Raw genomic sequence first — 15,865 nt, 5'->3', positions numbered from 1 at the left:
TAAACAACATTTTCAATGTACAATGAAAAAATAAAATTTTTTTATCAAAAATAATGAATTTTTCTTATTATTATCTTTAATTCAATGATCTAATTACTCATAATAAATATATACATTTATTTATTTAACAATAATAATAACAATTAATTAAACCAAAAACCTATATTTAAAAATTAATATTCAATTAATATGTGTTATATCACTCATATAAGGATATAGCACCGAAGGAATCGCCACTCGTCCATCTTCTAATTGATAATTTTCAAGCACCGCTGCTAATGCTCGACCTATTGCTACTCCAGAAGCATTTAAAGTATGTAATAATCTCGTTTTTCTATGCATTCTTCCTTTATATCGCGCTCTTATACGACGCGCTTGAAAATCTCCAACATTTGAACAAGAAGAAACCTCGCAATAAGCATTATACGCTGGAAGCCATACTTCCAAATCATATGTTTTGCACGAAGAAAATCCAATATTTCCTGTGCATAATAATATTTTCCTATATGGTAATTTAAGTAATTGCAATACTTTCTCCGCATGACTAGTTATTTCTTCTAATATCTGCATAGATTTATCTGGATGTACTACTTGAACCATTTCAACTTTGTCAAATTGATGCATCCTAATTAATCCACGAGTATGATGACCATATGATCCTGCTTCATAACGGAAACATGGAGTATGAGCAACCATCTTAATGGGTAATTCTTCTTCATCAAGAATTACATCACGAACTAAATTGATTAGAGGTACTTCAGCGGTAGGTATTAATGCGTATGGATTGGTTTCAGATTGTAAGTGTTGCATATGAAACAAGTCTTCATAAAATTTTGGTAATTGACCTGCACCATATAAAGATTCCTGATTTACTAAATATGGTAGATAATACTCTTCGTATCCATGACATTTAACATGCAAATCTATCATAAATTGAGACAAAGCGCGATGCAAATGCGCTATTTGTCCTTTCATTACGATAAAACGTGATCCAGTTAATTTTGTTGCGTTAGCAAAATCTAAACCATTAGTTAATGCGCCCAACGCTACATGATCCCGTATTGGAAAATTATATTGAACCGGTTTACCCCAACGCATAATTTCTAAATTATCTTGATCTCTAAATCCATAAGGCACTTGATCATCTGGAATATTCGGTAAAGATAACTCAAATTGTTTAATCCTGTTTTTTAATGCTTTATTTTCAAGTTTAAGAGAAGTTAATTTTTTTCCTAAAACATATGCTTCTTGACATAAAAATTCTACATTTTCTCCACGAGACTTAGCTATTCCTATAATTTTAGCCTTAGCTTTACGTTCTGTCTGTAAACTTTCAGTTTTCTTTTGTAAAATTTTTCTCAAACTCTCTTGCTGACGAAATTTATTAATATTTAGTATAAACTTTCTACGAGCAAGCTTTTTAGCAACCAAATCAAGATTACTGCGCAACAAATTGGGATCAATCATATCTAACCTATACTATTCGTTTTATCATATACTAATTTTACTAATAATATATTTTTTCACAACTACAACAAATTTACACTATTATAATAAATTCATACCATATTATTATTTATTACAATCCACAATATCATATAATTCACTATACCAAATGTAAAATCTCATGGTTTATTATGTTAATGATATTTCAAGTGCATATTTGCACTTTCCTAGTGCCTATCCAATTTAACTCTTTAAAAATATCTAAAAACAATTAATGTTTGTAAACACAACACATTTGCACACTATGCACAGTAGTAGCACTACTTTATAGTATTTTTTTGATTCTTTTATAAAAACATACCTCTTTCATATATAAACACACCCATATATTATATAGGCAATAACTTAAAAACAATTCAAATGAATTTACCGCATCTTTATTAAAGAACAAAGATATATGTCATATATATATGACTTTTAAAATCATATACATTCTCATAATAATACTTCCATTATCTTTCGATAATACAAAATATGTATTCTGTTAATATTTCGTGAAAACTAATATAGAAATAATACAATAATCAAATATGTTTTATTATTATGGAATATCGAACTACAACATTTTCTAAATTTCTTTTATTATATAGATATCGCGATACACGTCAAATTCCTTACAACATATCAATAAAAATTAACTGAACGTACTTTATATGACTTTTGGTATATATCTCGCATAAAAAAATAATTTTTCTTATTTATTTAACAAAAATTTAAATTAAAATATCTAATAGATATTATTTTCTTTGATCGTCTACTTGGATATCCTTAGAAGGAGCGAAATAAAACTTACTTATATCAATGTCATTATTATTTTGATCTAATAAATAGTAATCTACACGTTGTCCTTTTTCTTCGAAAATACTAAACTTCTCGATTATACCCTGATCAGTAATTTTAATTCTACATTCTTTTAAATTAAAATCATTACTTATCGGTATTAAATAAAAAAAATCCCCTTGCTGGGATACAGTATATTCATTCCATTCATGTATATTGTGACTAGAAAATAACATAAAAAAAATATTATCAGAAAAGTTTCGCAACCGATACGCAGTAACTTGTTTGATAGAAGGAATATAAAACCAAAGTGTTTTCCCATCAGATATCAAAAAATTTTCTTCAGGGGATATCACATGCCAATTAAGTAAATTAGGACGTTTTATCCATAATTCTCCATGGTATTCTAACACCACATTTTTATCAGAATTAATAACTTTCTGAATAAAATGTACATAAAAATTATTTATTTTTTTAAGGCGATTTTGTAAAACAAAAACAGATGCATCATCAGCTACTACCGTAATAGCTATAATAACGCTTAAAAAAACAGCATATATTATCTGTTTCGTCATTCTGAATTAATTATCTCCATTATCATTATATATTTGTTTAAATAAACAATAACATTATATATCTGTATATATACATCCCTATACAAGATATAATAATTCTGATTATTCAGAAAGGATCATGAACTAATCGTTTGATTTTTCCAAAAATTAACTACTGCATGTATTTCTCGATCTTCTATGAAGGCTCCATGTACCCGAGTAGCCATGGACGAGTGAGGCCCTACATATAACATATCGCCCATACCTAATAAAGATTCTGCTCCAGATTGATCAAGAATAGTACGAGAATCTATTTTACTCGATACAGTAAAAGCTATACGAGCTGGAATATTTGCTTTAATTACCCCAGTAATTACATCCACTGATGGTCTTTGAGTTGCTAATATTACATGAATCCCAGCAGCTCGAGCCTTTTGTGTTAAACGAATCACTAATTCTTCCACTTTTTTTGTTGTAGTCATCATCAAATCTGAAAATTCATCTACAATAATTACAATATAAGGTAATTTGTCTAATGTATTAGAACAAGATGCAGTATTATTATTCACATATTTGCTGATAATATTATTTGCTACATATTCTTTAGAATAAAATTGCGTTATATGGCTATTATAATTTTCTAAATTCCGAACACTGAGCATAGCCATCAATTTATAACGACGCTCCATTTCCTTTACACACCATTGTAATACTTCATAAACTTCTTGTGTATTGGTAATAATTTGTTTTAAAAGATGAGGAATACCTGAATATATTGATAATTCTAAAATTTTAGGATCAATCATAATAAAACGCACTTCTTCTGGCGTAGCTTTATATAAAAGACTAATAATCATAGCATTAATCCCCACAGATTTACCTGATCCAGTAGTACCGGCAACTAATAAATGAGGTAGAGATTTAAGATCTACAATTAATGGGTATCCAGCTATATCCTTTCCCAAGACCAACGCTAATGGAGTATTGATATTCCTAAACTGATCTGAACCAATTATATCTCCTAGATATACTGTTCTGCGCTGTTTATTAGGAATTTCTAATCCAACATATGGAGTACCCGGAATTACATCTACCACTTTAACAGAATTTGTGTATAAAACACGAGCTAAATCGCGTGATAAATTAGAAATTCTTGAAGATTTTATACCCGGTGATAAATTCAACTCAAATCGAGTAATTACCGGTCCAGGAACAATATTAGCCACATTTGCTATAATGTGATATTCCAATAGTTTCGATTCTAACAATTGAGAAATTTTTTTTAATTCCAAGAAGTCTATCGTTGTTTTTTCTGAAGAAGATGTAGTCAATAAGCCTATATCTGGAAAAGTAGCAGCACGATTGTCATAACATAGAGTAGGATGTCCCGTGGGGATTTTTTTATATTTAAACAAAGGTACATGTTGTTTTATGTTTTTTTTAACAAATACGGGAATTTTTTGATCAATATTATTTCTATCAGTACGTATTACATTTAAATCTTGTATCAATGATACATTATATTTTTGTTCTCTTTTGTCAACACAATGTATATTGTCATTGCTACTACAAATTGTTTTATCAAATTTATTAATTTTTACAGAACAATTTTTTCCTTTATAAACAACATTAGTCACATATTTTTTTTGATAATCGTTGTAACCTGCCCTGCTTATCCATAGTTTAGAACAAAATAACAAGCGCTCAATAAAATCGAGACCTTGACTAAATATCTTTATCGCTGAAATGCATTTCATTTTAAAAGAATTATTTTTTAAAATAGGATTAAATTGCTTAGTAGATCTACTAATATTGTTAGATACATCAGGGATGATTTGTATGTTTAATAAATCATTTTTTAAATTTTTAAAAAAATTAGGATCTTGTGTAGAAAAAACCAATGGATACATGAGTCGTTTAGCACACGATTTTTGATGAATAAATTGATATCGATATTTTTTTGTAAAAAAAAATAATGCGTTTAAATAGCGTAAATAATTAAATAATTGATTCTTAATAGTTTTTAGAATCATCCCAAAAAATTTATTAAAAAACACTGTAATATCAATAATTCCAATTAAAAAAAATAAAATTATACTGACATGATGAGTCATTTTTTCATAAGATGAAATAATATCATACGATATGCTTCCTACTATGCCTCCAGAAGAAAAATAAAAAAAATTATCGATTGTTATATGAGCTAATCCACAACACGCGAATAATAATATCAAGATACCTATTAATTTAAATATAAAAATAAAAACAGTAATACGCATACCCTGCACACAAATTTTCCAAAGATAAAAGAAGAGAAATAACGGAATTATATAAACTGGAATACCAAAAATAAAAAATAAAAAATCAGAAATTTTCGCTCCTAACATACCTCCAACATTATGAATAGATCCATCCCACATAGTCTGTAACCAGCCAGGATCTGCAGGATTAAAACTAATTAATGAAATAATTAAATATAATAAAATTATACTTACACCAATCAATATAACATTAATCACTAAAGATATCTCTTAATTAAGTATTGATAATCATTTTTATGTAATAATTATTTTATTTATATCAAGTATTGCTTTATATTTAAGTAATAATGATACTGTTTGTTAATTCATATAAACAATTGCACATAATATCATTGTGTCATGGATTCAATATACATGCTATATATATGCTCTAATTTATGAAGTTATAAACAAATAATGTTTCAAATATATTACTTCAACACCATATATATCTTTAACAAAAATTAAAATCCTAATAAAACTAACAAATACTTTTAAGTTTATATAAAACGCTTGATGCATATTGCAAACATATCTCGCAAATACATACGATTTTTTGTGTGAGTTAGTATTAATTACAGTAATTTTGTTATATAATAATAAAATTTGTAGTTTTGACTGCGATCCTTATTTGCAACTACATAAGAATTATGTATCCGATCAAACATTAATATCGTTAAAAATACATTTCTATGCATAGAAACATACATAGAAAAATATGATTTTTAAGAATAATTTAAACTAAGTAATAATTTATTTTTAAATTATAATATTGCATCTGTTTTCTATTAATATTAGAAACCAAAATATAATGCTTACTACAATATACTTAATCAGCATATAAGGAGATACAATTATTATGATAATAAAAAAACATTGCAAACTACTCATATTAGGAGCAGGACCCGCCGGATATACCGCAGCTATTTATGCTGCACGAGCTAATTTAAATCCTGTATTAGTCACTGGATTAGAAATAGGAGGTCAATTAAATACTACTACAGATATAGAAAATTGGCCTGGAGATCCAAAAAATCTCACTGGACCTATGTTGATGAATCGTATGAATACGCACGCCTCTTGTTTACACACAGAAATTATCTCTGATCACATATTTAAAGTAAATTTTAAACAATATCCTTTTTGTTTATACGGTAATACACATGAATATACATGTGATGCTTTAATCATAAGTACAGGAGGATATGCTCGCAGCCTTGGTATACCTTCTGAAGAAAAATATAAAGGAAAGGGAGTATCTTCGTGCGCTACTTGTGATGGATTTTTTTTTAATCAACAAATTGTTGCAGTTATTGGAGGCGGTAATACAGCAATAGAAGAAAGTTTATATTTATCTAATATTGCTTCTAAGGTTCATCTGATTCATCGTCGTTCTACATTTAGTGCAGAAAAAATATTAATTAATAGACTCATGAATAAAGTACACAGCGGTACTGTTGTTTTGCATACTAATCATATTGTTAAAGAAATATTAGGTAATGGTACAGATGTTACCGGTTTATGTATAACAGACCTAGTACAACATCAGGAACACATAATAAATCTTCAAGGTATATTTATTGCCATTGGATACAATCCAAACACTTCTATATTTAATGATCAACTCGTATTAAACAATGGATATATTTGTGTACATTCCGGTATGAACGGCAACGCAACAGCCACTTCTATTCCAGGTATATTCGCAGCAGGAGACGTTATGGATCACAGCTATCGTCAAGCAATTACTGCAGCTGGATCGGGTTGTATGGCTGCAATAGACGCTGAACGTTATTTATCTACTATTATGCATTAATATACTAAACAAATAAAACAAAATTCAAATAAAACTATCCATTAATTTTTAAATAAAATATATAATTATTCGTACTTACAAAATCTAAAAATAAAAATTAATATTTAATAAGTAAAAAAAATAATGTTTAGTGCTATTCAGAATACGTAGCAACAACGTTGAATAGATATATGGAGTTAACTACACAAATATATAGTGAATATATTACAATCTGAATACATAAAATACAAAACAAAAACAGGATTTGTACTGAAGCAGTAAGTAATATATATGACGTCTAAAGCAAATGAAACAAGTAACCAAATTCTAATAATATAGATCCCAATTATAGTCTATTATTATAGTTATAATGTAGTAATTGTATTTGACAAAAAATGAACTTTTCTAATAAATTTATTAAAATTAAATATTTCAATTATCGTACGAATAAAATCAACACTTGATTAGCTTCTAATCTTATGAGAAAATTCCGAATCGTTTATTTAATTTTTTAGAGATCATAATGACAAAAGAAGATAGTTTCGAAATGCACGGTACAGTATTAGATACCTTGCCTAATACGATGTTTCGTGTAAAATTAGAAAACGGACACGTCGTTGTAGCACATATTTCTGGAAAAATAAGAAAAAACTACATTCGAATATTAACAGGAGACAAAGTCACCGTTGAACTGACACCATACGATTTAAGTAAAGGAAGGATTATTTTCCGTAGCCGATAATAATCAAAACTTAATTTAAACTTTTATATATTATATATTAACACCGTTAATATCCAATGTGAAATGCAAGTCCATCTGTTAGGTTTTTTTCAAAAATCATGGTAAATTCATACATACTCGTTGCATCAATCACATTAATATCAGTAAAGATTTTTTATCTTTTGTTTATGTTTATAACTCATAACTCCATACCTAATTTAATCCACCAGGTACGCCCTGGTTCATAAATCAGAGTGCCAGAAGGATATCCAAGTCGTTTATGAACATACGAATTCAGATATTCTCTATAAGAATGATTTAGTAAATTATCTACACCAATGCTAAATTTATAAAATTGGGAACTTTTCCACGCAAAATTCATGGATAATATTCCAAATCCTGAAGTATTACAATTTACACTTGTATGAGGCAACATATTTCTAGAAACAAAAGATTCCTGTGACATCAACGAATTATTAATAGATTGCGCCAATGCCAATCTCCACTTAGCAGCTATACTATAACTTCCTCGTATCCATTGGCATGTAACCCTACCCTCCAATGGAGGCGTTCTGAATAAAGTGCAACCATTATCAATATTCATGCCCCAGGACCACGAGATATTAGTTGCAGTGTGCCAATGCTCATTAAATTGATAATTTAATCCTACTTCAGTTCCGCATATTTTAGCATGAATGTTCTCTGCGTAAATAATACCATCTTGTATGGTATCATCATTGCGATAATCACATACGATAAAATCTTTAACATATCCAGCATAAGATGATATCCATCCATTTATTTGTAGATGTTGAAAACATGCTCCTATATCTATCTGAACAGTTTTTTCAGGTTTTAATTTTAAAATATCATCTATATTATTAATATTTTCTCCGGATTTAGTATAAGATAACTCCCAATAATCAGGCAAACGAAAACTTGTACCTACACCAATATAATACGACAACAACGGATTGATATTATCTTCATAGCGTACAAACCCAGCAGGATATACTATACCATGTCGTTTATATTTAGAACAATTATTAAAATTAATTACACTGTATTCCAGTCGTGTCCCTCCAATAAATCTTCTGTTTGACAATGAATCAACGATCAATTCGGTAAATATACCAGTGTCTCGAGAGACAATGTCCGTTTTCCAATTAGAATTAGATTCTATACGTTTTCTATGTGTATTAATTTGAACATCTGCGCCACTATGACATTTGATATTGTCCCATTGAGATACAGTAATACCTCGTGCACCCCATATTAATCGATCAACATTATTGTTAATATTACCACTACTAAACCCACAGCATTTTCCAGTAGATAGTTCTGTATTATGAGACACAGTATCAGCCATAATATGGCTTACATAATTATGCCAAGCTTGCAATTCAATTTTATCTAATATTTTGCTGATATCTAAAGTTTCTATTTTCATTCCATAACTTTCTCTAGCAAAACATAACCCATCCATAGATCGAGCGGCATAATTTGCAGTACCATTTCCCTGTCCTAGGCTGACTTCTAAATATGTATCTGCACTCAAATTAAATGACAAAATCGCATCAGCGTTCCATTTATACCACGCAGAATGTACCTGGTCTTTATTACCATCATGATAGTCGTCTGAACGAGAAATATTGCCTATCAATCTAATATAGCCGTATTTGCTCCCCATAATACTATCTATATTTTTATCTATTTTATTATTTGCACCGATTGTTACATTACTACGCAATTGAATTTTTGATTTATCAAATCGAGGATGATATCGTTCAAATTGCAACGTACCCGCAGATGTTACAGGACCCCATAGTACTGTTTGAGGGCCTTTAATGATATTTAAAATATCAAAAGTCTCAGGAAAAATATAAGCACTAACAGGATCCATATGAGAACAACAGGCACCAAGTATTTCTCCATTATCCATCAAAATACGTATTCGAGATCCAAACATTCCCCTAAACACTGGTTCGTTATTCACTCCTCCATTACGAATAGCAGAGAATCCAGCAATACCTTTTAAATAATCAGAAACATCAATTACATACAACGACTGCAAAGATGTTGCAGGAGAATCACTAAAAATCAACGGGGAATTTTTTGTCGAAATAACAGTTATGACATCATCATGCATTTTTCCTTGGAGTAATATAGGTAGTTCTTGTATGCTACTAAATATTGATATCGAAGTATCTTTATGTCTACTGCTAACAGATACATCATTTGAATTAGCTTGAGAATTATTAACAGTAAATATGATTAACACAAAACATATCAAAAATAATATCATATGCATTAATATTTCATGACTATAAAAAAACTTACCATATACCATATGTATGCTCGTAACTATTGCATTCTTTTCAAGATACTAATATCATTATTACAATATATATTAAAAACTTAATTTCTTCTAATATAAAATCAGATAAATAGATAATATTAACAATCTTGATCAAAATCGATCGTTTCTGACTAAAAAAATAATCTTGAAATTATTTACAAATATCATATTTCTTAAAAAGAAATTGTGATCTATATAACATTGAATTTGCAACATTACACTAACACTGAGGAAATTAAAGTACTTACTATTTCTATATCTTCAACTAAAGTTTAGTTAACACGTTTTATTTAATTTATCACAAGAATTAACTGCTCAAAATCAATATTAAGACGATATTGATTTTGAGCAGTACACGTACTAATATGCTAGATTTTTACAAAATGTTGTTATACTATCAAAAAATAAATTGCAAACGCGCGCAATCTAAATAACACGCATTACAATCATGTTAATGCATTTTTATAATGAAATACTTTTTATAGTATCTATATATATTTTAATAAAAAAAATATATTATCTGAATCTTATGTAAACAGCTGACGCAAATGTTGATTTATCCACGTACAGTTCATATAGAGTAATTACATGAAATATGTCATTCAATCGACTATAATATTTGACACTACAGAGTATACTCTGACATCATTAACTGATTCCAATACATCAGTAAAATTATCTAATTCTGCTGGACGGGTATTAGAAGAGCTAATTAAACGACACAATATTGATATTTGTGCGCCAGTCACTCGAGAACATTTGTTTTCAATCGTTTGGAGAGCTTATGGACTGGAACCATCTAACGGCAACTTAAATCAACAAATTAGTTTAATACGAAAAACTTTAACATCTTTTGGATTAGATTCCTCATCCATTATAACTATTCCTAAACGAGGTTTAAAGTTAAACAATCAATTGATTATAGAAAAAATACACGAAGATAGACCATGCGTATCTTCCCCTCTACATAAAACCACAGATCAAAACAATAATTTATTATCATCTTCTATTTTACTAAATATCAAAGCTCATATAAAATATATGATTACCCTGACGATAATGGTCGTAATATTACTCAGCATTGGTTTTGTGTACTTATACACTAAAAAAGATCATATTAAACTATATTGTTGTAAAGAAATAAACTCATGTAACATTTGCGCTTTTCATTCAGAATTGGGATTTGAATGCAATGACTGCATTATGCAATGCACCGAAATTACATAACACAATCAAATAAATAATAATATAATTCATATTATCTTGATTTTTAACTCTAAAATTTTTAATTTTTATACAACATGCATATAATAACAATATGCGCTTGCAACAACTTACCTGGATTGTACGCATTATTCACTAATAATTCCTAAAAACATATGAAAAATAAAATACATTTATTTATATATTCTTTCAATCAAAAACCACTTCTTCAATGAAAACACCCATTTATAAATTCGTTAAATAAACTAACTAAATTCAACACATTTCCCTTTTGTTAAAATTTAACAAACACTATAGATGATATCTATCAACTATTTATTTAAAAAATAATACTATTCTCTTATAAGACATTATCGCATTGTTTTAATTCTTAAATTTTTACTAAAAAAATCACATTATAAAATAAACATCACAAAAATTAAAAAATTATTATTTTTTAATTCGTTGTTAATAGGTACTCCCCAGAATAGGGATGCCCCTAAAAAAATATAAATCAATCGTATATATCTAAATCATTAAAATAAACTGACATTTATATCTGCTCAACAATGATGAATATGTATCACTGCATATAAATACATATATTATCTATCAAATAGATAGACACAAATTATTCTCTGCATAAGATAAAGTTTTTCTAATTAAATAATTAGAAAAAGAAAATATTATAATATTTTCAATATCATTATAGCCAATTTAACTTAGTCAGACCAACTGTTTATTATCGTTCAAAATTTCAATATCCTGTATTTATTTATTTTAACAACAACCGAAATTAAATATACCATTTACTTATTTAAATTACATAAAATTAACTTACTATGAACAAATTATACTAATAATATGTTCTATCAAATCACAATAACCATAAAGTATATCTTACAAAATTTTATCAAAAATAAAATATTTTTATAAATATACACTATGATTATAATTAATTTTGTGTAATATAAATAGAATTAACTTTAAATAAATAGCGTTGCGCTTGCTTAGATGGATGATGAGATTGTATATGTTGGTAAAATTGTTCGGGATTAAGTTTGTTTATTTTTTCAATAGCATAATTACGATCAATAGAAAATGTTTTCAATAATGCGCTTAAACCATTCACATAAGCAACAATTATGGCATAGCGTCTAGTTTTTATATCAATAATTCCCTCTAATTGTTTTTGCAATATAGACAAATAAGCAGTACCAAGATCAATATTAACAGCAGCATTTTTTAATTCATGAATACTAGGTTCTCCTCTCCATCCTTTCAAACGATAAGCATCTCTTCCTGCAGTATCCGCTTTAAGCTGCATTAACCCAACAGCATTAGATTTACTGATTACAGCAGGATTATAATTAGATTCTACTTGAATAATGGCTTTCACTAAAGATGCATCTACTCCATAATTCATAGCACAATAATGAATGTAATCATTATACATAGACGGTGTAATTCGTTTAGGAAAACAAATTATCTTGTACTTTGAATTAGTATATAATGTCCATGTAGTATTTTTTTCAATATTTTTTTGAGCACAAGTTGTTAGTAACAAAATTACAACTAAATGTATTATGTATATCTTCATAATTTCATGATTTTTATGATCAAAATATGTATTTCTTCATAAAATTATTATACAAAAGTGATGCTCTCATACTTTAAAAAATTAATTTTTTCACAATTTTAATAATTAAAATATATAGGAACATCTATGTATGTATAGATACACACATAAATACACGAATAATGATTCATGTTATATTTGTTACCAAAAAATAATTATACTTAAAGTTTATACTAAAAATATTTAAAAACATTGACTGTTCTGTATAGAACAAAATATTTATTTCTTTAACAGATAAGGATAACATAAGTTTTATACGTTTTTTACTAAAATTAAATAATAATTACTTAAATGAATTTAAACAAAAAAATTATTAAAACAAAAACTCAAAATTAAATATCTATAATTATAATACACAATGTTAAAATTTACTTTTTACCATCTATGTATTACATACATAGATAAAATCACGTACATAGATAATTATTTATTGAAGCGCTTAGAGAATTGAATAAATGCCAACAATGTTTCATTGCTAACATGATGCTCGATGCCTTCTGCATCTCTTTGAGCGATTTTTTTATTGATGCCTAAATCTATTAGAAAAGTTTTTACAATTTTGTGTCGTATATGATTTTCATTAGCCAATTGTCTTCCTTGTTCTGTCAACGATACTCCACAATAACGTTTATGCTTAATTAATGAAGAAGCAATCAACTTTTTTAACATTTTTGCTACTGTTGGTTGCGTTACTCCAAGTCTTAATGCTAAATCTACCTGACGCGCTTCCCCACGTTCTTGAATTAAATCTGCAATTAATTCAATATAATCATCAACAAGCTCGCGTCGATGTGCTGCTCTAACCTGGATAAATCCTTGTAAATTATCTGTTTTTTTTTGAAAACATGCTAAATTACTGGACAATACTTCTATATCATTTTTAGTCATAATAAAATCTCATATTACTTGTAAATAATAATACTTTTTTATCGATTTGCGTAAGTAGATGTTATATTTAATAAATAATAATCGTTATATACTTGTTTACATGTGTAAATATACAGTTCACAATCTACATTGCTATACTCCATATTAGTAAACACCATATATCAAATAATTTATATATGTAAATAAAAATAATAAACACTACATATATATGTATAACATAGAAACAAATTAAATATTTGACTATCGTGCTGATCTCTTAAGTAGACAGAACAATTATCCGAATATTAGATAGATTTTTTATGTATATCTTTTAATAATTGATTACATAAAAAATTATCTTGATCTATCGTAATTTATCCATATATTGAATATGTAATAACAGTAATCAACGTACGTTGATAGAATAGATAATTAATTGACAACATCTTTAGAAGAATATGATATTTACATGTCAAATTACCCTTGAATAATGATAATCTCATCTAATACACTAGATCATTATCTTCATAGATCAAATAAATATCTTTTAATTTCATCTTGCATATGAGTTAAAAATATTTAATTTTTTAAAATGTATATTTTGAAAATTAAAAAATAAATCGTATAGATTATCCAGTATACTATTATTATCCGAATACATTTATGTAAGTAAATACTTAAAATATAAAGTTTCTATATTACATACTATATAAATCATTTGATGTTTTATTTTTTTTATAAATTATGTCATATAATCACACAAAAAAAGTAATTGTTGGCATGTCTGGTGGTGTAGATTCTTCTGTATCTGCATGGTTGCTACAACAAAAAGGATATAAAGTAGAAGGATTATTTATGAAAAATTGGGAAGATGACGACAACACAGAACATTGTGCATCAGCATCTGACTTATCAGATACTCATGCTGTTTGCGATAATTTGGGCATATATCTACATACCATAAATTTTTCTAAAGAATATTGGGAAGATGTATTTCAAGTATTTTTACAAGAATATAGAGCGGGTCGAACTCCCAATCCTGATATACTTTGTAACAAAGAGATTAAATTTAAGTATTTTTTAAAATTTGCATTGCAAGATCTAGGCGCAGATCTCATTGCAACCGGACATTATGTACGCCGTGTTGATATGAATAAAACAACTTATCTGATGCGTGGTGCAGACCGAAATAAAGATCAAAGTTATTTTTTATATACACTAAGCTATAAACAACTTAAACAATGTTTATTTCCTGTAGGAACATTAAATAAATCTCAAGTTAGAAATATTGCTAAAAAATTAAACTTAATCACAGCAAACAAAAAAGACTCAACTGGTATCTGTTTTATTGGTAAACGTAAATTTAAAGATTTTATTAGTAAATATATACCAATACGACCGGGAGTTATAATCGATATAAATGGAGATACAATCGGAGCGCACCAAGGAGTATCATTTTATACCTTAGGACAAAGAAAAGGCCTAAAAATAGGTGGACTGAAACAAGGAAATGGACAACCATGGTACGTAATAGATAAAAATATATCAAATAATACATTAATTGCAGCACAAGGACGTAATCATCCACGTCTCATGTCTATCGCATTCATTACTGAACAAACCCAATGGGTAAAACGACACGCACTTGCATCCCCTTTACATTGCACAGTTAAAACCAGATATAGACACCCCGATATTCAATGTCAAGTATATCCCCTTTTAAACAACAATCTTAAAGTTATTTTAAAAATTCCAGTTTTAGCAATTACACCAGGACAATCAGCAGTATTTTATTTAAAAGAACGTTGTTTGGGCGGGGGAATTATTACAAAAATATACCCTTTTTTAGATTCTTAAGTATTAGAATAATTGTTCTAACAAATATCAAAAACATCAATTATATTAAGATCAAATATAACTAATAGTTATTGCATGTAATTTACACTTCCATTTTAAATAAATATTATAGTTTTATGGGTTTAGTTACAACTAAAATCACCTAAATAAATATCAATAAATCAATCATATGAATATTCTACAAAATCATGTCTATCATTATGATCAATTATCATTAATTATTATCATCCCATATATTTTTTAACATTAATGCTAGTATCGATATAATCATCTATATTTATGAA

Annotated in this window: 10 protein-coding genes; 4 read left to right on the top strand and 6 right to left on the bottom strand. The window is 27.7% G+C overall.

The window, feature by feature from the left end:
• Nucleotides 1-180: 180 nt before the first annotated feature.
• The 3 genes from serS to M9396_RS03340 form a co-directional block, all read right to left on the bottom strand.
• Entirely contained in the window at nucleotides 181-1,467 is a 1,287-nt protein-coding gene (gene serS, locus M9396_RS00485) for a serine--tRNA ligase (protein WP_250241132.1), read from the bottom strand.
• 776 nt (nucleotides 1,468-2,243) lie between these two features.
• Nucleotides 2,244-2,861 (bottom strand): outer membrane lipoprotein periplasmic chaperone LolA, encoded by a 618-nt coding sequence (lolA, locus tag M9396_RS00480; protein ID WP_250256714.1) that lies wholly within the window; start codon nucleotides 2,859-2,861, stop codon nucleotides 2,244-2,246.
• 116 nt (nucleotides 2,862-2,977) lie between these two features.
• The gene (locus tag M9396_RS03340; protein WP_250256713.1) at nucleotides 2,978-5,359 is read right to left on the bottom strand and encodes a DNA translocase FtsK; all 2,382 of its coding nucleotides are present in this window, start codon (nucleotides 5,357-5,359) and stop codon (nucleotides 2,978-2,980) included.
• 640 nt (nucleotides 5,360-5,999) lie between these two features.
• Between M9396_RS03340 and trxB the strand changes: the two genes are divergently transcribed.
• Together trxB and infA are read left to right on the top strand one after the other, a co-directional pair.
• Entirely contained in the window at nucleotides 6,000-6,956 is a 957-nt protein-coding gene (gene trxB, locus M9396_RS00470; RefSeq protein ID WP_250256712.1) for a thioredoxin-disulfide reductase, read from the top strand.
• A 502-nt stretch (nucleotides 6,957-7,458) separates the two neighbouring features.
• Nucleotides 7,459-7,677, top strand: coding sequence for a translation initiation factor IF-1 (infA, locus tag M9396_RS00465; protein ID WP_250256711.1), 219 nt, complete (start codon nucleotides 7,459-7,461; stop codon nucleotides 7,675-7,677).
• A gap of 178 nt (nucleotides 7,678-7,855) precedes the next feature.
• Here the strand turns inward: infA and M9396_RS00460 are convergent, their stop codons facing one another.
• Nucleotides 7,856-9,937: a TonB-dependent copper receptor gene (locus M9396_RS00460; protein ID WP_250256710.1), complete on the bottom strand. Its 2,082-nt coding sequence runs from the start codon at nucleotides 9,935-9,937 to the stop codon at nucleotides 7,856-7,858.
• 666 nt (nucleotides 9,938-10,603) lie between these two features.
• Between M9396_RS00460 and M9396_RS00455 the strand changes: the two genes are divergently transcribed.
• Nucleotides 10,604-11,242, top strand: a complete 639-nt coding sequence (locus M9396_RS00455; RefSeq protein WP_250256432.1) for a winged helix-turn-helix domain-containing protein — start codon at nucleotides 10,604-10,606, stop codon at nucleotides 11,240-11,242.
• Nucleotides 11,243-12,173: 931 nt separating this feature from the next.
• Here M9396_RS00455 and M9396_RS00450 read toward each other — a convergent pair.
• Both M9396_RS00450 and mntR read right to left on the bottom strand, forming a co-directional pair.
• Nucleotides 12,174-12,818, bottom strand: coding sequence for a transglycosylase SLT domain-containing protein (locus M9396_RS00450; RefSeq protein ID WP_250256709.1), 645 nt, complete (start codon nucleotides 12,816-12,818; stop codon nucleotides 12,174-12,176).
• A 462-nt stretch (nucleotides 12,819-13,280) separates the two neighbouring features.
• Nucleotides 13,281-13,745 (bottom strand): manganese-binding transcriptional regulator MntR, encoded by a 465-nt coding sequence (mntR, locus tag M9396_RS00445; RefSeq protein WP_250256708.1) that lies wholly within the window; start codon nucleotides 13,743-13,745, stop codon nucleotides 13,281-13,283.
• Nucleotides 13,746-14,468: 723 nt separating this feature from the next.
• Between mntR and mnmA the strand changes: the two genes are divergently transcribed.
• Entirely contained in the window at nucleotides 14,469-15,581 is a 1,113-nt protein-coding gene (gene mnmA / locus M9396_RS00440) for a tRNA 2-thiouridine(34) synthase MnmA (RefSeq protein WP_250256707.1), read from the top strand.
• Nucleotides 15,582-15,865: the final 284 nt, after the last annotated feature.

Source organism: Blochmannia endosymbiont of Camponotus modoc (assembly GCF_023585785.1).
In the GTDB taxonomy this organism is placed as follows: Bacteria; Pseudomonadota; Gammaproteobacteria; order Enterobacterales; family Enterobacteriaceae; genus Blochmanniella.
This window is presented reverse-complemented; position numbering and strand designations above follow the sequence as displayed.

Excerpts from the sequence above, each read along its gene's own strand:
- mnmA (WP_250256707.1), top strand. The coding sequence starts at position 14,469 with ATGTCATATAATCACACAAAAAAAGTAATTGTTGGCATGTCTGGTGGT.
- infA (WP_250256711.1), top strand. The coding sequence starts at position 7,459 with ATGACAAAAGAAGATAGTTTCGAAATGCACGGTACAGTATTAGATACC.
- M9396_RS00455 (WP_250256432.1), top strand. The coding sequence starts at position 10,604 with ATGAAATATGTCATTCAATCGACTATAATATTTGACACTACAGAGTAT.
- lolA (WP_250256714.1), bottom strand. The coding sequence starts at position 2,861 with ATGACGAAACAGATAATATATGCTGTTTTTTTAAGCGTTATTATAGCT.
- mntR (WP_250256708.1), bottom strand. The coding sequence starts at position 13,745 with ATGACTAAAAATGATATAGAAGTATTGTCCAGTAATTTAGCATGTTTT.
- serS (WP_250241132.1), bottom strand. The coding sequence starts at position 1,467 with ATGATTGATCCCAATTTGTTGCGCAGTAATCTTGATTTGGTTGCTAAA.
- M9396_RS00450 (WP_250256709.1), bottom strand. The coding sequence starts at position 12,818 with ATGAAGATATACATAATACATTTAGTTGTAATTTTGTTACTAACAACT.
- trxB (WP_250256712.1), top strand. The coding sequence starts at position 6,000 with ATGATAATAAAAAAACATTGCAAACTACTCATATTAGGAGCAGGACCC.